This window comes from Pseudomonas sp. 91RF (assembly GCF_003576265.1).
Classification (GTDB): Bacteria; Pseudomonadota; Gammaproteobacteria; order Pseudomonadales; family Pseudomonadaceae; genus Aquipseudomonas; species Aquipseudomonas kribbensis.
Map to the genome: position 1 here is coordinate 1 of NZ_QWFC01000038.1, position 17327 is coordinate 17327.

Here is a 17327-nt window from a genome sequence, read left to right on the forward strand (position 1 = left end):
CTTATCGTGTACTGCGCATTTCGAGGACGGTTCTTCGCTTCCCGGTGTGTTTGATGAAGACAACGCGGTCAAATTTTCTAACCCATCAGGCAAGACGTGCGTGATGCTCAAGTTTGAAGAGCAAGCAATCGCAGAGTCCTCCTCTCTGACCGAGAGTCTTTTGAATACAATTTTAGGATAAGGATCATCCTATGACAGAGCCGTACATTGTCACGGGTAGCTATGTTGTTCAGCGTGAGCATGCCTTGCGAGATTCCCCCCTCGATAGAGCGTTAGAGCTTATGGAGGGCGCTGCACTGAGATTTTCTTTGGATGCCATCTCTGACGAAAAAATCAGGGCTAGCTATCTAAGGAACATTAAACGCATGTCTCAGCAAACGATGGAGGACGTGAAAGCAGGAAAGATAACAGCGCAAGAAGGTGTAGCGTTCAGCCATGAAATGCGAAACAAAATTTTGGTGGAGCATCGCAAGTGGACCTCTGCGCAGGGCCTGGCAGTAGTACAAAGGAAGAAAAAAGACGGTAGGACACTGAAATGGCTTATGGATCGTTATTCCAACGATCTCTTCAAGAAAAATTATGAAAGCCTTTCAGCTGCAGAGCAAAAGAAGGTTCATTACACCATTTTGGAAGCCGCTGGCCGGGATGATGCCAAGTTCACGAAAGGCACTAAAAAAATGCTGATCATGGGCAAGCTTGGCGTTCTCGTAACCGCTGCGCTGGCAACTTATCAAATCCTGAATGCCGAAAACAAACCCAAAGAAACGGCCCGACAAGGCATCATTGTCGGAGGAGGCGCGTTAGGCGGCGTACTGGCTGGGATGGGCGTCAGTGCATTATGTGGTCCAGGAGCACCGATTTGCGCAATTGCCGTCGTCTTGGTTGGATCCGTAGCCGGTGGCGTCGCGGGCGGCGTGGTAGCGGACTCGCTTGATGAGGAACTAGAGGAGTTTTCGCATTGGGACATTTTCTGACCGAGCCACAACTGACAGAGGTCAGATCCGCACTGTCTGAGCCATTCAACTATTTTCCGACCGATTACGACTATGTCGCGCGCCAAGTCAAAGGCATAGATCCTGACGTGCTGTGCGAAATCTTTTTTTCGGAGGTAGCGCCAGTGTGCTTCTCCAACATTGCAGCAGCCTTGCCCTCTGTCTGGACAGGATTTGACCCCAACTGGCTCAAAGTTACGATCGAGGAAAGGCTGGCGGCGCGTGAGCATAATTGGCTACGCAGGCAGTTTGATAAGGTGCTGGTTCTATGGTTGAAGTACAACTACGACTATATGTGGAAGGAGATTGCTTGCAGACTTTGATCCGGAACGAAAATGGACTTTTGACTCGCTGATTTTTTTAAAACCATCAATCTAACTGGCTTCACTTTATGCTTATAAGAGATCCCATTTATCGATTATTACCAACCACAGGCCGCCAAAAGTGACTGAACACTCACTACACTCCTCATATCGTGAGAAGCTAATCGAACATTTGCTCGTTGGTGAATTACTAAAGCTCTCATGGAAAAATAAAGATTTCAGTCTTGAAATTTCTAAGCCAGAGGTCGATAGATCCGGATACGACATCATTGCCGAAGCAAATGGCATTATTAGGCATATTCAACTTAAAGCCACATTTACCGGCTCGGCTACGGCCTCGCATAAGATTCACATTTCTTTAGCAAAGAAACCGTCTGGCTGCGTTGTATTGATCTACTTCGATAATGACACGCTTGAACTTGGACCATTTTATTATTTTGGTGCTGGCCCGGGTCAGCCACTGCCTAGCCTAGAAGGTTTAAAAACCGCCAAACACACGAAAGGTGATGCTGCTGGCATTAAACTGGAAAGACCGAATATTCGCATATTGAACAAAGGCAACTTTGTTAAGCTGAAAACCATAAATGAACTATACAGCCAGCTGTTTGGAAACGTTTAGCAGGGGCTAAACCGTCACTTCGCCAATCTAGGTGAGCGCAACTGGACTCATAGCTTCACGTTTGTCAATGACTGCAATTGGCCGAAAGCGGTCTCTCATGAGCGGCTGCGTTCGGCCAGAAGTGAACGTGTGACTACGTTCGCTGACGACCAGAAAGTACGGTCGTTCATTGCATTGCTGGTGGACAAGCTATTTGGTGCTTTTACTAAGAACGCATACCCATCCATATCACGGCTTCAGTCCAAGCAATCACCATCGGTGACAGTACTCTAAACCAAGGATCGCTTACATCGATTTGCGCAGCTGAGTGATCGTGGTGGTGCTGTTCTTCCTGCACGATCGATGCGATGGCCACCACCGCATGCGGATCGATATCGCCCAGAACCTGAAGCTGATGGGCCAGGTGTTTGAGCACCACACTTTCAACTGCCACGGTGGTGGCAACAATAGCTTTCCGGCCACAGAGGCCAGTGATCAGTCCCAAAGCCAAGCCACCAATACCGCATAGCCAGTAACTGCGACAGCGAGGATAGCTGCGACGTTGCAGCTCTGCGAAGAAGACTGCTCGATGACGGCGTTCGTGGGAGAGAAACTCCTCGAGCTGATCCACCATATCCGGGAAAAATAGCCGGGCCATTATTAACTGCCCACTGTAGATACAGATCGCGCCATGCTCACCGGCATGGTCAACCTTCATAATACAATTGCCGAGGTCTGTTTCGTTCGCCAGGGTCTCTGGTGCATTCACAATTGAAGTGCCTTGTTCGTACGGTAGGCTTCGGGCCTTCCGTTAGTTATTCGGCAATCATCCTGCAACAACGCCAATACCTTGCACAAGTAGATCCAAAAGCAATACTGCCGGCTGCTTCCCCGACGTTGAGAAGAATCACCGTCTATCTAGGTGCATAGGGTCTGAACGCAACTCACCGAGCGGCTATCAAGTTTCGTAGAGAAACTAGGGGTAACGGTACGACCTGCCAGACGAAGGCTGCCCTCCGTTAATAGCGATGACTGGGATGCGTAGTTCGGGCAGCGTGATGTCATAGACCTGTAGTTCACACCCGTCCCCCTGATCGACGAAGACAAACTCCGCCAGATATACCTTTTGCTTCTCGGGGATAAAGGTACTGGTGATCGGCCCACAGGAATAATACGACGAGACGGTCGGATTGGCGGTTACCTTTTTCTCATACTTGCCTTTCGACTGGTTGAATACATACTCTTCGTTGTAGAGAGTCCGATACCCCGGCGCCGGAATCTGGCTACTGACCGTCGATGCCCCCCCCACTTGCAAAATTTCACCGGGATCGGCCTGGATTTCTAGCTGGGGGAAATGCTTGTAGATGGCGCTGTTAAGGCGATTGAACCATCCGCCGACTTTACTGCGAAACGGTTTGACCACTGTCCCTAGTTGATCGGGGCGTTTATCCGGATCGTTACCTCGGACCACTTCGAAATCTACTGGGTTGGCCACATCGCCTGATGCCTGCATGATCACTTTAGCGTGTTGATCATCTACGATGACCTTCTTCTGCTCTAGCATGATGCCATCTTTCCAGAGCGTAGGCGCAGAACTGCGAGAGTCGGAAACGCAACCGTATAACCCTATAAGTAGAACCATCGTGAAAATTGTCTTCACTGCGTTTCCTTGCACGGACTGCCGATGAGGTTTCAGGTGAGTAGTCCATCCTGAAAGTGATAACACAACGCCACTATCGCGCAGAACCATAACCGAAGGAATAGCTAAGGGCTGGAATCCCTCCCCTGAATTGAAACACCCCTCATTTTTCTAGACTCGTTCCTAAGTCTGCTTTTGGCCGACAGCGGTCGCTCCAGGACGTCCGCTTTTGGCCGAAAGCGGACGCTTGGCACAGAGTGGCAGACGTTTGCTGAATGATTTCGCCAGAGAAGGCCCGAACCTCGATCACGTTTCGTGCACGATGCGAAGACCGCGTGGTAAGGGTGCAGGATTACGGTTTCCTTTTTCACAAGCGATCTGCGTACATTGGTTCGCAAGGAACAGGGGCAAAGGGGAACGTCCTGCCAACGCAAAAATTATCCATCAACGATTTGGAGGTGAACGTTTCCATTCGTGGTGACGGTTTACCGCTGCTCCTGATCAACGGATTGGGTGGTTTGATCCGTGCCTTCGACCTCCTAAGGAAGGAGCTGTCTGATTACACGACCATCACGCTGGACGTGCCCGGCGTCGGAAAATCCCAAATGCCACTTTGGCCGATGCGTTTACCACGCCATGCCGACACGATTGCGAGATGCTTACGCAATTGGGTTTCGACCAGGTTGACGTATCCCGCGTGAGTTGGGGCGGTGCTTTGGCACAGGAATCGCGCTGCGTTATCCCACCCTGGTGCGTCGCCTGATACTCGCAGCAACATCAGCCGGCCCAGCAATGCTGGTGAAGCCCGCCGACGTCCTGGATTTTTTGAGCATGGGCAAAAGCCTCAAATCGTATGAGGCAAAGGGTCCGCGCCGTTCGGTAAAGTCGCTGATGTCCTTCGGGGTCGCGAACGGCATGCTCTCCGTCAATCCGCGAACCTATTATCTGCAATTGGCCGCATTGGTCGGCTGGACCAGCCTGCATCGGTTGTTCCGTCTTCGCCAGCGCACGCTGATTCTCGCCAGTGATTGCGATCCTTTGGTGCCCCTTTTATAACGCGCACATTCTGCGCCGTGCCATTCGCGGTGCCGAACTGCATGTTCTGCATGGCGAAGGTCATTTTTTTGTGGTGACCCGTGCTACGCAAACTGCCGATGCAATACGCGATTTTCTTCAGCAAACACACGACGAAAAGAAGCGTGTGAACGCTAATCCCACATTCTGGGCCACAACGTAGCCCATTGGCGACACTCACAATCAATATGAGCCGCCCACTGGGAATGCACTTTCGCCATTTCGGTTTTCCTATGCCCGTGCATCAGCCTCAATCGTCTCTCACGTAGGTGGCCTAAAATTACCCTGGTGGCTTCGCGCTTCGGGAGTCGCTGCGTTGTCGGCAGGCACTGACTCAAGCAGTCAATTGCCATGAAAACGTGAACCAGTCATTTATTTCAGCTGTGAAAGTCAAACTTTTGTCGCCAGAAATGTATCGTAAGTGTCGCAAAGGTTCGAAAGGATTCTAGAGCCTGTGTATGACACTCAACACTGACCTAACTTGCTTCGGGAAAACGACACTGGAGGAACGAATGATTTCAACCCTGGAGCTGCGCCGGATCATTGAAGAAAGCTTCCAACCATTGGAGTGCCAATGCACGCTTACGCCTGGAAACTCGCTTCAAGTCAGGGTGACGGACCCTGCAACGGGACGAGTGGATTTGCTCGTTACCGGCATATCCACGAACACGTTAGTAAGTTCCCGAGCGATCTCTGAGTTGATTGCTGAACTGCGATACGATCTGGCTACGAACAAACAGAAGAATCTGACAGGAGCCGCCGGCTTCCACTGATGGCGAAATGTGCCGAGGGCCTAGCTGATTCTAAGCCCTCTTGCGTCTGTTACGGCCTTGGTGTTTCAGCCGGAGGCAGTGCGGCCGGCTTCTGGACCTCTACCACCGAAACGGATGAAGTTTCGGTGCAGTCAAGCTTCACCTCTTCCTCTTCACCCATCGTGCAGTAACGTTTACGCAGCTCGTGCAGCTCCTTGGTATCCAAGTGATCCAATGACATGAAGGCGTTTTGTGCATCCTTCGTGGCCCGAATCAGTTCATCGAGTTTCAGGTGCAAGATGTCGTTATCGCGGTTCTGTGTGTTCTGAATGAGGAACACCATGAGGAAGGTAATGATAGTTGTGGATGTGTTGATGATCAGTTGCCACGTGTCGTTGTAATGGAAGTACGGCCCTGTTAAAGCCCAAGCGACAATCAGCAGGATGGCCGTCAAAAAGGTTTTCGAGCTGCCCGACCAGTTCGATAGCGCTTGGCAGAACTTTGCGAATTTCATGACCGTGAATCCTAGAGGTGAAGTAACTTTTCGACCGCGACTGTGCTCTGAAATTCTTTGTTACATTCGGTGATCTCTCTCCCCTCGATGTGCTCCCCGACGATCCGCTGAACACCGATAGCGGTTGAGCACGCCGCCCCATAAAGGTTTGTATTCGATGCAGGAATGTCGACGACTGGCGGCAATTCGCACCGTAAATCCCCAAAAGAACCGCCGGTCGTTGTCAGTGCAAACAAATTGCAATTACTCGTTCGTGATTCGCTTCAGATGTCTGTGGGCTCGCATTCGACATTTTTTGAATGAGCATCGAGCCTCGCCTGACCTGAGGAGATTTGTCATGTTTCTACATAACAAGCGACTTCAATACACCGTGCGTGTTGCTGAGCCCAATCCAGGCTTGGCCAATCTATTACTGGAGCAGTTTGGCGGCGCCCAAGGAGAGCTCGCGGCAGCATCGCGGTACTTCACCCAAGCGTTGGCCGAGGATGACCCAGGTCGCAAAGACCTGCTGATGGACATTGCGACTGAGGAGCTGAGCCACCTCGAAATCGTCGGCTCCATCATCGTCATGTTGAACAAAGGCGCGAAAGGCCGAATGGCCGAAGGCGTTGAAGAGGAAGGAGAGTTGTACCGGGCCATCAATGGTGCCGGCAATGACTCACACATCACCAGCCTGTTGTACGGTGCCGGTGTACCGCTGACCAACTCCGCCGGTGTGCCATGGTCTGCCGCCTATGTCGATACGATCGGTGAGCCAACGGCCGACTTCCGTTCCAATATTGCCGCTGAAGCCCGCGCAAAAATCGTCTATGAGCGACTCATTAACGTGACGGATGATCCTGGCGTTAAAGAAGCCTTGGGCTTTCTCATGACCCGTGAAATTGCCCATCAGCTGTCCTTCGAGAAAGCGTTGCACGCCATTCAGCCGAACTTCCCTCAAGGCAAGTTGCCCGGCATGCCTGAGTTCACCAACGTGTACTTCAACATGTCCCAAGGCGAAGGCAGCACCCGAGGTCCATGGAATCAGGGAGATGATTGGGAGTTTGTGGAAAATCCTACGCCAGCGGTGGACGGTGGTGACGGAGCCGCCAGTGTTCAGCTCAGTGCTGAGGAAGATGCACTGCTGCTGGAGATGAAGGCTCGAACCATGTCCGACCCGGACAGTAACCCCATCACCGGCGCCGATTTGGGTGCGGGTGTTCAGGGGGAACCGAAAGCCTGATGGCCAGCGCGCCGCACGCCGCAACGGCGTGCGGCTTTTTTACAAGCAATCTGAGGTACACGAGATGAATTCGAATGCCGGCGTTTTCAGCGATGGTTTGGCGCAGTCCCTGTCTGAGCGATTCAACGCAACCGCTGCATCCTATGATCGAACCGCTATGCGGATTGCCCGAACATTGCGCCCGTCCATAGTGAGCACCAATGGGAAATCTGCGACGGGACGATAGGAGGCGACATGTCACTTTCCCAATCGTCTGGAACAACCCCGCTGCGCAGCTGGTGGGGGATGGCGTCCAGTGGTGGCTGGCCTGCGGTGCTGTTTTGGGTGACCCTCCTGCTGGTAACCGTCCTGTTGTTGATTAGCGGTTACTCAGCGCTGGTCGGGGCTGAAAAGGAAAATCTGCGCCTGGCGGCATTAGGCGGATTGTCCGGATTTTCGGCGACCGCTCTCGGCGCCGTGGTGGCGATCGTCCTGCGTGATATTGCCTCGCGCACTCAGGACATCATGCTGGGGTTTGCCGCCGGCATGATGCTGGCAGCCAGTTCGTTCTCGTTGATCCTTCCTGGCATCGAAGCCGCTCAGGCGCTGTGTGATAACCAGCTACTGGCCGCCTGTGTTGTCGTGGTCGGTCTGGCCTTGGGTGTTGCGCTGATGATCGGGCTGGATAGATTCGTACCTCACGAGCACCAGGAAAGCGGCAGGAGGGGGCCTGACTCCCAACGCATCAATCGCGTGTGGCTGTTCGTCCTGGCCATCACCCTGCACAACCTGCCCGAGGGCATGGCGATTGGCGTCAGCTTTGCCAACGGCGACATGAAAGTTGGTCTGCCGTTGACCACCGCCATCGCCATTCAGGACATTCCTGAAGGTCTTGCCGTGGCGTTGGCATTGCGGGTCACCGGCATATCGGCGTGGCGGGCGGCGCTGATCGCCATTGGTTCCGGTTTGATGGAGCCTTTGGGCGCAATCGTGGGCTTGGGTGTATCGAGCGGTTTCGCCTTGGGCTATCCAGTCGCCTTGGGCTTGGCCGCCGGCGCGATGATCTTCGTGGTGTCGCACGAAGTTATTCCTGAAACGCACCGCAATGGCCATGAGACGCCTGCGACCCTGGGTCTGATGCTCGGCTTTGGCGTGATGATGTTTCTCGATACCGCGTTGGGTTAGCTGGGTGTCCTTCATCTGTAGATGGGAAAACTCTTTGAACGCCTCCTCAACGGGGCGGGTCAGCTTCTTTGAACACCACATACGTGGATGCCTTTCCGGCTACTACGCCTTAGTGAAATTAACGACCAGAAGGAAGTTAGAAAATGGCTAGGAAAACAGTTGAAGATCTGTTCATTCATGAGCTCTCCGATGTCTACAGTGCCGAGAAGCAGATCACCAAAGCGTTGCCGAGTTTGGCCCGAGCCGCGACCAATCCGCTTCTTGCCGACGCGTTTACCTCACATCTTGAAGAAACCCAAGGCCAGATCGAGCGGATTGATCAGTTGGTCGAGCTAACAGGCCTGAAGCTAAAACGCATGAAGTGCGTGGCGATGGAGGGTTTGGTCGAAGAGTCCAAAGAGTTGCTGGATGAGATCGAAAAAGGCGCGGTGCTGGACGCGGCGCTGATCGGTGCAGCGCAGAAAGTCGAGCACTACGAGATCGCCAGCTACGGCACGCTGATCGCAATGGCCAAGCACCTGAAGCTCGATGACGCCGCAACGCTGCTCGCGGCGACCCTCGCGGAAGAGAAAGGTGCGGACGAGAAGCTGACGAAGATCGCCGAGCAAGGTGGTAACCAAGCGGCAACTCTCGAAAAATAACGTTTGAAACGTAGGTCGGATGCAGGCTACGGCGTCTTTGGACGCCGTAGCTTTTTTTAGACTAAGCCGACCGTCACGTTGTATGAACCTTATCCATTGGTTGTTCGCCCAAGCTATACGAACAACGGAGGTGCATCATGCAAACTGAATATTTTTGGATCGCTTGCGCAGTCATTCTTTTGCTGCTCGACCTGTGGGCGATGAACAGCGTTCTGAGATGCGACAAATCTTCTGGGACCAAGGCCGGCTGGACGGCTCTGATCTTCCTGGTGCCATTGCTGGGCGTCGTGATCTGGGGTGTGGCCGGGCCAAGGGGTGTCACTAAAGGTCCATCTTCACCTGAGCACAGCAAAGGATGACCGATCTCTTCAGGTCATTTTGGGGTAATGCACTTTGCCACGGATCCTGACTTCACAGACCAGCGAAGCTGAGCCGAATGAACAAAATGCCAAGATGTTTGGATCACCCAGGGAGCGATTGGAGTTCTACCGGCGGGAGATTCATTACGAGACGGCGATATTGGCCAATCGAACCGATGCGTACTTGGCGGCGCAGTCCTTTCTCGTGATCGCTTTTGCGTCCTGTATGGGCAACCTCAACCCGGAATGGGGCAAGTTGTTCACGCTGTTTGTGCCTCCCTTTCTCGCGCTATTGGGATTGCTAAGCACGCTCAACGCGTGGCCGGGTATCAGGGCGGCATACGACATCATTGACCACTGGTATTACAAGCAAAGTGAGCTGCTGCGCAGCGAGCCGGTGATGGGCATGGCCTATGACGAATCTCCGTTGTTCTGCGAGCGGGAATCTACCCATAAGGGCTACCGTAAGGCGCTGATGTTTTCGGTGCGCACTCCGTGGATTTTTGCGACGTTTTGGCTTGTGCTGGGTCTGTGGTCGGTGGCGATCCAGCTTACTGATCCCTTTGGTTAAGCAACTGTAAGTTGCCGGGTGGATTAGACTCTCGGATGTCGCTTCATGACGTAGGTGCAGAAGGCGAAAACTGCCCGCGAATGCGCAACAGGTCTTGCTGCGCCTCGCTTCTTTTGGCATCTGCCACCAACTTCGCCTGCGTAAAGCGCTCCCACGAAACGGCACTGGTCGAATCGCTCTCGATCAGGCTGTAGGCATACGTTTCCAGTCGGTCGGCCTCGAAGAAAAGAGCAGTATTACGTGCCAGCTCATCATCATTCTGGTCAACCAAGGATGGGATTGTCTGGTTCATGGTGAGGCAGCCTCAGTCCATTCCAATTTGGTGGTTTCACGCCATCTAACATCCGTCACGCCAAATCGCTCGGCCATCGGTTTGCTGAATACCTTGAGCGGCGGCTTTCCGGGTTTTGGTATGGGCGCTATGTCCGCGTCGCAGCAAGCCCAATGCCAAGCGTCAGCGTTGCGCATTTTGGGAGAACGAATGACGAATGATTTCGGCTTCCCATGCAGCAGGTATTCAATGACGTACAGCTCGTTCTGACTCATGAGGCCCTCCTAATGCGCATATGCTAAGGAGTGACCTCGGGCTGAATGATTCCAAAAAACTCGCATTACTCCTCTTGTCGCGATCATCTCTGCTGACCCGAAAACCTGAATCAAGACAGTCAACGCTCCCTCTGGTCGACTCTGGTGAACTGTCTCTGATTTCAGAAGCTCAACATTCAAACCATGCCCGAGAGCTCTGTTATGTACACCTGCAGAAATGTCTTTTCCACAGCACAGGAGGCCAAGCTGCGTGCCTATGAGCAATGGCATAGGGCACTGGATGATTGCCCGCTGCGGATGGACTGTCCGGACGCGTACCACGAGGAGCTCTTGAGACAGGCTGATGAAATGGATCGGCTAAATGTCGTGACCTGGCACGAGTGGCGAGAGTTGCGTAGGACAGCAGACAAGGCGTATCTGCAAGCGGTCGCAGGTGCTGACTATCATGACAGGCAAGGAAAAGCGCATGTCTACGACTGACGTCACGGTCTCCTATCTGCGCCAAAACGCGTTGCGGCTAACAACGGCGGAGTCGTGCACCGCCGGCAAAATCATCACGCTTCTATCTGAAGTAGAAGGCAGTGGCGAATTGATCGAGAGCGGTTACGTGGTCTACTCGCCGGAGGCGAAGCAGCGCTTGTTGAATGTCAGCCCCAAAACCATTGAGATGTTCAACCTCACCAGCTGTGAGGTGGTACGAGAAATGGCAATTGGGGCATTGCGCGACAGCCCTGCCAACGTAGCGCTGGCCACCACCGGTATTCTCGGTCCCGATGATGTGGACGGTATTCCGGCTGGAACTATCTGTTTTGCTTGGGCCTTCCAAACGAAACAGGGCCAAAGTGTATTCACCCGCCAGCTCAGATTTTTTGGCTCTCGCTGTGAGGTGCAGCTGCTGGCCGCCGAGCATGCCTTAGACGCAATCGCTCATTTCCATCAGCGCGCGCTCACCGGCGAGCAAGCTTAAGGACGGTGGTCATGGAGGAGCAACAGCATTCTGATTTCCAAAGCCGCAAGCATCCGGTGTGCGAAGACATGCCCTATCAGCTGAAGGTTTGGCGGTTTGAGAGATGGGGCTGGTATGTCCTGGTCGTCGTGGTGCTGATGGCCCTGTTAGGCGCGTTTTCACGCGGGCCACTCAGCGCTCGGAAAGTCCATAGCACCGACGGCAGGCTATCCGCAGACTACGAGATCTTTCACCGCAACGGTTCGACGAACCCGATGAAGATTGCCGTCAGCGGTCGGCCTGATTCGCAAGTAGAAATGGAACTTTCGGGTGATTTTCTCGACGGTTTCAGCATTGAGTCCATGCAACCTGAACCCATTAAATCGGTCAGCGCTGGGGGGGGGATCAAGCTCTGGGTGCAAACGGATCCTCAAGGGCGGGCAACGCTTTATCTGACGCTGCGAGGTGATGGCCTCGGAGGTTACACCTGCCGCCTTTCGGTGCCGGGATCTTCGCCCGTGAACGTTACTCAATACATTCTCCCGTAGGTGAGCTATGGACTCGGTTTTACGCGCGGCCGCCATGTACGTGGCGTTGATGATCCTGTTCAAGATTGCCGGTCGGCGGTCTTTGGCAGAGTTGACGACCTTCGATTTCGTGCTGCTCATGGTCATCGGTGAGGCTACTCAGCAGGCGTTGCTCGGCGATGACTTTTCGCTGACCAACTCCATCGTCGTCATTGTCACGTTGATAGCCGTCGATGTTGGACTGTCGCTTTTGAAACGACGCTCCTCATTCGTTTCCCGACTGATTGATGGTGAACCCACGGTTCTCGTCGAGCACGGCAAAATTCTGTATGAACGCTTGCGTCATGCGCGCCTGATTGAAGCGGACCTCATGGAGGCGGCACGTTCAAGCCAGGGCATCGAAAAAGTGGAGGAGATCAAATTTGCGATATTGGAGCGAAACGGGAAGATTTCAGTGATCCCCAAGGATCAGTGAGATCCAACGGGTTCAGACCTCAACGACTGAGGTTTCAATTGGATCAGGGATCGCAAAATGGCAGTCGCCCGTTTCGCCAGCGGCTTCACGCGCTAGAGCATAAGCGGTCATGAAAACTGTCTTGGTAACCGATGACGCGCGTGTTGCGCAGTTTGAAAACTGAACGTATAGCGCCTGGGCTACGTGACAGTTCGAGAGTCGCACCGAGACGTCGTTCATTACCTGATGCACCGGTGGGGATAGGCGTAGCGCTAAGCGTTTTCAGAATGTGACAGAGGGCTACGTATTCAAATTCTTTCTATCGTGCTTGCACCATGACTCATACAATGTTGTCGATTGATTGAGTACCTCGTGCGAATAGAAGGAATAGCAGATGAAGTCGACTCCGAAACGACCTGGTTCCCTGCCGCAGCGGGAAGGCGTTACGCCCAGTCATCTATCGTTCCCAGTCGTCGGAATTGGCGCGTCTGCGGGCGGCCTAAACGCATTAAAAACATTCTTTGAGCAAATGCCTGCCGACAGCGGCATGGCCTTTGTAATCGTCCTGCATCTGTCTCCCAACCACGAAAGCGTGGCCGACCAGATTCTTCAAGACTGCACCTCAATGCCGGTGCGCCAAGTCAATGATCCGTGCCCCATTGAACGCAATCATGTCTATGTGATATCGCCCGCAAATCAGCTTTCCATGAACGATGGCTACCTGCGAGTCATACCAACCAGTCGGCCGGTTGGCAGCCATGTAGCAATTGATTTGTTTTTCAGGGATTTGGCAGATGTACACAAGGAGCATGCTTTCTGCATTGTCCTGTCTGGCACTGGCAGCGATGGGGCTGTTGGTCTGTCGAGGATCAAGGAGCAGGGAGGCATTACCATTGTGCAGGCTCCGTCGGATGCCGAATTCGATGGAATGCCTCAAGCGGCTATCGCGACATCTATGGTCGACGTGGTGCTGCCAGTTGCAGAAATCCCGCAGAAAATTCTTGAGCTCTGGCGCAATTCCCAAGCTATCACGCTGCCTGCTCCACATGATATGCAGGTGCCTTCCGACACCCCTGAGAAGGAGCGTGCTCTGGCCGAACAAACGCTGCAGGACATTCTGTTGCTGCTGCGCAACCGCACGGGCCACGACTTCAAGCACTACAAGCGCGCCACTGTTTTGCGGCGAATCGAACGCCGACTGCAAGTCACGGCACAACCTGATCTGCCGACCTATTTCACATATCTGGAAAACACCCCGGAAGAAGCCAGCAATCTGCTCGGCGATATGCTGATCGGCGTCACCAACTTCTTCCGCGACCGCGAGGCGTTCGAGGCGTTGGAGCGTCATGTGCTGACGCCCCTGATGGGCAGTGAGCTTGAAAAGCCAAAACGCGAAGAGGTTCGGATCTGGTCAGCTGGCTGCTCGACCGGAGAGGAAGCTTACAGCCTCACGATTTTATGCACTGAGCATCAGAAGCTCGAAGCTAATCCAGTGAAGGTACAAGTCTTCGCTACGGATATTGATGAGCGTGCAATTGCCACCGGACGAGCAGGCCAGTATCCCGAGGCCATACTCACAGATGTTCCGCCCACTCGACTGCGCCAATACTTCTTGAAAGAAGGTGAGCGTTTCAAGGTGCGCAAAGAAATCCGCGAGAAGGTTCTATTTGCCAATCACAGCCTGCTCTCCGATCCGCCTTTTTCGCAAATTGACCTGATCGTTTGTCGCAACCTGCTCATCTACCTAGAGCGCGAGATTCAGCGAGACATTTTGCAAATGTTTCACTTTGCGCTGCGACCTGGCGGGTATTTGTTTCTTGGTTCTTCGGAGTCCGCAGATGCGTGCCCGGATTTGTTCACGCCCGTCGATAAACGCAATCGTATTTTCCGCGCCAAGGCAGGGGCTGCGAGCCGCCGCACGCCGACAATGCCGCGTGGGGGGTTCACCTCTTTCAATATGTCGGTTCCGCCGCCGATGGTGCCCGTGACGCGAAAGGTGGCTTATGCAGACATCCACCAGCGAGCGTTGGAACAACGTTTACCGCCGAGCCTGATCGTGGATGCCAACGCCGATATTCTCCATATGAGCGAAAGCTCCGGAAGGTTTCTGCGTTACATCGGCGGCGAAATGAGTAGAAATGTGCTGGGGCTCGTTATGCCGCAGCTGCGCCTTGAGCTGCGCACCACGCTCTTTCAAGCGCAACAAAGTGGTAAGCCAACCGTATCGAGGAAAGTGCGAATTCATGATCCGCAGGGAGACTACTACGTCGACATTCTGGTTCAGCCGCACAAGGACGAGATTGCCGAACTAGACGTGCGATTGATCGTTTTCGGTGTCTCGCCCATTTTAACGGGGCCGGACAATACGGAATTAAGTCTTCAAACCGAAAACCAGGTGCTCACCAGCCTGGAGAACGAGCTGCAACGTACCAAAGAGCATTTGCAGGAAACGATTGAGCATTCCGAGACTTCCAGTGAAGAGCTCAAGGCTTCTAACGAGGAAATGCATGCCATTAACGAGGAGCTGCGTTCGGCCACCGAAGAGCTGGAAACCAGCAAGGAGGAGTTGCAGTCAATCAACGAAGAGCTGCTGACGGTTAACTACGAGCTGAAGACCAAGGTCGAAGAAACCGACAAGATCAATGATTATCTTGCGAACCTCATTGCCTCCACGGATATCGCGACTGTTTTCGTGGATCGCAACATGCATATCCGGTGGTTTACTCCTCGCGCAACCGACATTTTCAGCATGCTTCCGGTGGACACAGGACGCTCATTGCTCGACATCACTCACAGACTCAACTATCCGCAGTTGGCGGATGATGCGACCTCGGTATTTGAATCGCTGAATATGATGGAGCGTGAGGTTAATAGCATCGATCACCGTTGGTACATCGCGCGCTTGTTGCCTTATCGCTCCAGCGAGAGCCACATCGATGGCACGGTGTTGACCTTCATCGACATCACCAAGCGCCGCGAGGCGGAAGAAGATTTACGTCTCGGCCAAGAACGCATGCGTCTTGTAGCTGAAAGCACTCATGACTTTGCGATCATTATTTTAGACGAGCAAGGTCTTATCACCGACTGGAATACCGGTGCGGAGCTGATCTTCGGTTATAAGAGCACCGAGGTTATTGGCGTCTACTATGACCTACTGTTCTCGTCCGAGGACCGTAAAGCCGGTGTTCCGGAAAATGAATTGCGCCAAGCTCGAGAGCATGGTCGGGGCGAGGATGAGCGCTGGCACGTGCGCAAAGATGGCAGCCGATTCTATTGCAGCGGCGAAGTGACTTTGTTGCGAGCAGAAACGGATATGGGCTACGTCAAGATTGCCCGTGACCTGACCGGGCATAAGCGGCTGCACGAAGAACAAAGCAAGAAGCTGGCGGAAACCCAGGTTTCGAGCCATATGAAAGATGAATTCTTCGCTGTCATGTCTCATGAATTGAAACACCCCCTTAACCTGATCCAGCTAAACACCGAAATCTTGCGCCGTCTGCCTTCGGTGCGTAATGCGGAAAAAGCCAGCAAAGCGGTTTCCACTATTAGCGACGCTGTCGCTAGCCAAGCACGCATCATTGACGATCTTCTGGATGTAGCCCGGATACGTACCGGTAAGCTTAAGCTCAAGACCCGGTTGCTGGATCTTGGGGCCCTCGTGCGAGACATACATCTGGTTGTCGTGGAAGAGTATCCGCACGCGGATATCACTCTCGACGCGCCGTCTCCCGATACCCCGGTGCCCGTCGAAGGTGATGCGACTCGCTTGGAGCAGATCATCTGGAATCTGTTGCACAACGCTTTGAAATTCACCCAGCAAAATGCTCACATTCAGATCATCCTTGGTGTGAATGAGGGCCAGGCGCGGCTACAAATAATCGACAATGGTATTGGGCTCGCGCCGGCGGACATCGAGCACGTTTTTGATCTTTTTAACCAAGCCAAGCCTCGGACAGGCGTTCATCAACGAGACGGCTTGGGCATCGGTCTGTCGCTCGTCCGTCAGCTTGTGCAGGCTCATAACGGCTCAGTCAACGTCAAATCAGCCGGCATAGGTCACGGTTGTGCTTTCACGGTCTCGCTGCCACTTTCGGATCAAACCCCAGATGCTGATTTGGATACCCCCAAAGCCGAACAAAAAGGTCGGCTCAAGGGGATCAAGGTCCTGTTGGTAGACGACTCTGAAGAGGTCGTGGAAGTGATGCGCATGTTGCTTGAAATGGAGGATGCGCTAGTCAAATCGTTTAGCGAACCTCTGCTTGCTTTGCAGAATGCCGAAGATGAGCATTACGACATAATCCTGTCCGATATAGGCATGCCGGTGATGGATGGACATGAATTGATTCGGTCCTTGCGTCAGACCAAATTGCACAAATTTACGCCGGCCATTGCGTTAACAGGGTACGGCGTAGCGGTAGAGGCGCAGAAAGCCAAAAACTCTGGATTCGATCGACATATCTGCAAGCCGGTACAGTACGAGGAACTCGTTGAAACCATCGAAACGCTGTGCAGCAGCATGCTCGGATGAACTGTAGAAAGCTCAGCGTCCGCAGGAATCTGTTCGCTTTGGCTCAATGTCAACGAATGTTGGTCAGTCGAAGATCCGCGTGGACTCTCTCCCTCTGAACTGCGTCAGACCTCGCGATGCTCGCGAGGTCTGACGACTTACGCAGCGTTACGATTTATGGTTTCCCCCATGGCTTTGTTGACCGCCTTTCTTGCCGGCCTCAGAAGCTTTTTCAGGATCGTTGGCAAAATTCCCGCCACGGCCTGAACCCTGATTCTCTCCTCCTGAGGCTGTTTCACCGGCCTGCCGGCCGCCACCATGGCTGTGCTCGCCGCCTTTTTTTCCGGCTTCGGATGCACGTTCTGGATCATTTGCAAAATTTCCGCCGGAGGCTTGGCCACCTTTGTGCCCAGCCTCGGAGGCTTTTTCATGATCATTTGCAAAATTACCTGGATTGTTATTTCCGCTGTTAGCCATCTCAGTTCTCCTGGATACCTT

At 53.3% G+C, this 17327-nt stretch carries 20 protein-coding genes and 3 pseudogenes; 16 read left to right on the plus strand and 7 right to left on the minus strand.

All coding sequences use genetic code 11. The features are described from left to right. The 4 genes and pseudogenes from DXT77_RS29995 to DXT77_RS19770 form a co-directional block, all read left to right on the plus strand. A pseudogene (locus tag DXT77_RS29995) lies at positions 1-181 on the plus strand (hypothetical protein); the annotation flags it as partial. A gap of 10 nt (positions 182-191) precedes the next feature. Continuing rightward, entirely contained in the window at positions 192-974 is a 783-nt protein-coding gene (locus DXT77_RS19760) for a hypothetical protein (protein WP_119428849.1), read from the plus strand. Beyond that, a complete protein-coding gene (locus DXT77_RS19765) occupies positions 959-1315 on the plus strand; it encodes a hypothetical protein (protein ID WP_119428850.1) in 357 nt (118 codons plus the stop codon). The genes DXT77_RS19760 and DXT77_RS19765 overlap by 16 nt, the downstream gene beginning before the upstream one ends. A 121-nt stretch (positions 1316-1436) precedes the next feature. Then, complete coding sequence (locus tag DXT77_RS19770; RefSeq protein ID WP_119428851.1) at positions 1437-1934, plus strand: hypothetical protein; 498 nt, start codon at positions 1437-1439, stop codon at positions 1932-1934. Positions 1935-2139: 205 nt separating this feature from the next. Here DXT77_RS19770 and DXT77_RS19775 read toward each other — a convergent pair whose 3' ends face one another. Further along, on the minus strand, positions 2140-2682 hold the full coding sequence (locus DXT77_RS19775; protein WP_256662985.1) for a demethoxyubiquinone hydroxylase family protein: 543 nt from the start codon (positions 2680-2682) through the stop codon (positions 2140-2142). Between the two features lie 207 nt (positions 2683-2889). Continuing rightward, on the minus strand, positions 2890-3477 hold the full coding sequence (locus tag DXT77_RS19780) for a hypothetical protein (protein WP_119428956.1): 588 nt from the start codon (positions 3475-3477) through the stop codon (positions 2890-2892). Between the two features lie 350 nt (positions 3478-3827). Between DXT77_RS19780 and DXT77_RS30140 the strand changes: the two genes are divergently transcribed. The 3 genes from DXT77_RS30140 (at position 3828) to DXT77_RS19790 (ending at position 5399) form a co-directional block, all read left to right on the plus strand. Then, entirely contained in the window at positions 3828-4253 is a 426-nt protein-coding gene (locus DXT77_RS30140; protein WP_256662986.1) for a hypothetical protein, read from the plus strand. Positions 4254-4344: 91 nt separating this feature from the next. Next, a complete protein-coding gene (locus tag DXT77_RS30145; protein ID WP_256662987.1) occupies positions 4345-4608 on the plus strand; it encodes a hypothetical protein in 264 nt (87 codons plus the stop codon). Positions 4609-5138: 530 nt separating this feature from the next. Then, positions 5139-5399, plus strand: coding sequence for a DUF1652 domain-containing protein (locus DXT77_RS19790; protein WP_119428852.1), 261 nt, complete (start codon positions 5139-5141; stop codon positions 5397-5399). A gap of 49 nt (positions 5400-5448) precedes the next feature. On the opposite strand, the gene DXT77_RS19795 is transcribed toward DXT77_RS19790, so the two are convergent. Further along, the gene (locus DXT77_RS19795) at positions 5449-5892 is read right to left on the minus strand and encodes a low affinity iron permease family protein (RefSeq protein ID WP_119428853.1); all 444 of its coding nucleotides are present in this window, start codon (positions 5890-5892) and stop codon (positions 5449-5451) included. A gap of 337 nt (positions 5893-6229) precedes the next feature. Between DXT77_RS19795 and DXT77_RS19800 the strand changes: the two genes are divergently transcribed. The 5 genes from DXT77_RS19800 to DXT77_RS19820 all read left to right on the plus strand — a co-directional run bounded on the left by DXT77_RS19800 (position 6230) and on the right by DXT77_RS19820 (position 9849). Continuing rightward, complete coding sequence (locus DXT77_RS19800) at positions 6230-7114, plus strand: manganese catalase family protein (protein WP_119428854.1); 885 nt, start codon at positions 6230-6232, stop codon at positions 7112-7114. Between the two features lie 285 nt (positions 7115-7399). After that, complete coding sequence (locus DXT77_RS19805; protein WP_256662992.1) at positions 7400-8278, plus strand: ZIP family metal transporter; 879 nt, start codon at positions 7400-7402, stop codon at positions 8276-8278. 143 nt (positions 8279-8421) lie between these two features. Beyond that, positions 8422-8919, plus strand: coding sequence for a ferritin-like domain-containing protein (locus tag DXT77_RS19810; RefSeq protein ID WP_119428856.1), 498 nt, complete (start codon positions 8422-8424; stop codon positions 8917-8919). 137 nt (positions 8920-9056) lie between these two features. Then, positions 9057-9278 (plus strand): PLDc N-terminal domain-containing protein, encoded by a 222-nt coding sequence (locus DXT77_RS19815; protein ID WP_119428857.1) that lies wholly within the window; start codon positions 9057-9059, stop codon positions 9276-9278. A 34-nt stretch (positions 9279-9312) separates the two neighbouring features. Continuing rightward, entirely contained in the window at positions 9313-9849 is a 537-nt protein-coding gene (locus tag DXT77_RS19820) for a hypothetical protein (RefSeq protein ID WP_119428858.1), read from the plus strand. A gap of 43 nt (positions 9850-9892) precedes the next feature. Here the strand turns inward: DXT77_RS19820 and DXT77_RS19825 are convergent, their stop codons facing one another. Beyond that, positions 9893-10141 carry a hypothetical protein gene (locus DXT77_RS19825; RefSeq protein ID WP_119428859.1) on the minus strand — a complete coding sequence of 83 codons (249 nt, stop codon included), beginning with the start codon at positions 10139-10141 and terminating at the stop codon, positions 9893-9895. Beyond that, positions 10138-10395, minus strand: a complete 258-nt coding sequence (locus tag DXT77_RS19830; RefSeq protein WP_119428860.1) for a DUF6555 family protein — start codon at positions 10393-10395, stop codon at positions 10138-10140. Before DXT77_RS19830 ends, DXT77_RS19825 begins: the two co-directional genes overlap by 4 nt. A 466-nt stretch (positions 10396-10861) precedes the next feature. Here DXT77_RS19830 and DXT77_RS19840 point away from each other — a divergent pair, with 466 nt between their 5' ends. The 4 genes from DXT77_RS19840 to DXT77_RS19855 all read left to right on the plus strand — a co-directional run bounded on the left by DXT77_RS19840 (position 10862) and on the right by DXT77_RS19855 (position 16850). After that, positions 10862-11362: a CinA family protein gene (locus tag DXT77_RS19840; protein WP_119428862.1), complete on the plus strand. Its 501-nt coding sequence runs from the start codon at positions 10862-10864 to the stop codon at positions 11360-11362. Positions 11363-11373: 11 nt separating this feature from the next. Further along, entirely contained in the window at positions 11374-11889 is a 516-nt protein-coding gene (locus tag DXT77_RS19845; protein ID WP_119428863.1) for a hypothetical protein, read from the plus strand. Positions 11890-11896: 7 nt separating this feature from the next. Then, positions 11897-12343 (plus strand): DUF421 domain-containing protein, encoded by a 447-nt coding sequence (locus DXT77_RS19850; protein WP_119428864.1) that lies wholly within the window; start codon positions 11897-11899, stop codon positions 12341-12343. A gap of 373 nt (positions 12344-12716) precedes the next feature. Then, complete coding sequence (locus DXT77_RS19855) at positions 12717-16850, plus strand: CheR family methyltransferase (protein ID WP_119428865.1); 4134 nt, start codon at positions 12717-12719, stop codon at positions 16848-16850. Between the two features lie 147 nt (positions 16851-16997). On the opposite strand, the pseudogene DXT77_RS30155 reads toward DXT77_RS19855, so the two are convergent. Beyond that, positions 16998-17078, minus strand: a pseudogene (locus DXT77_RS30155) (KGG domain-containing protein); the annotation flags it as partial. A 63-nt stretch (positions 17079-17141) separates the two neighbouring features. After that, a pseudogene (locus DXT77_RS30160) lies at positions 17142-17306 on the minus strand (general stress protein); the annotation flags it as partial. Positions 17307-17327: the final 21 nt, after the last annotated feature.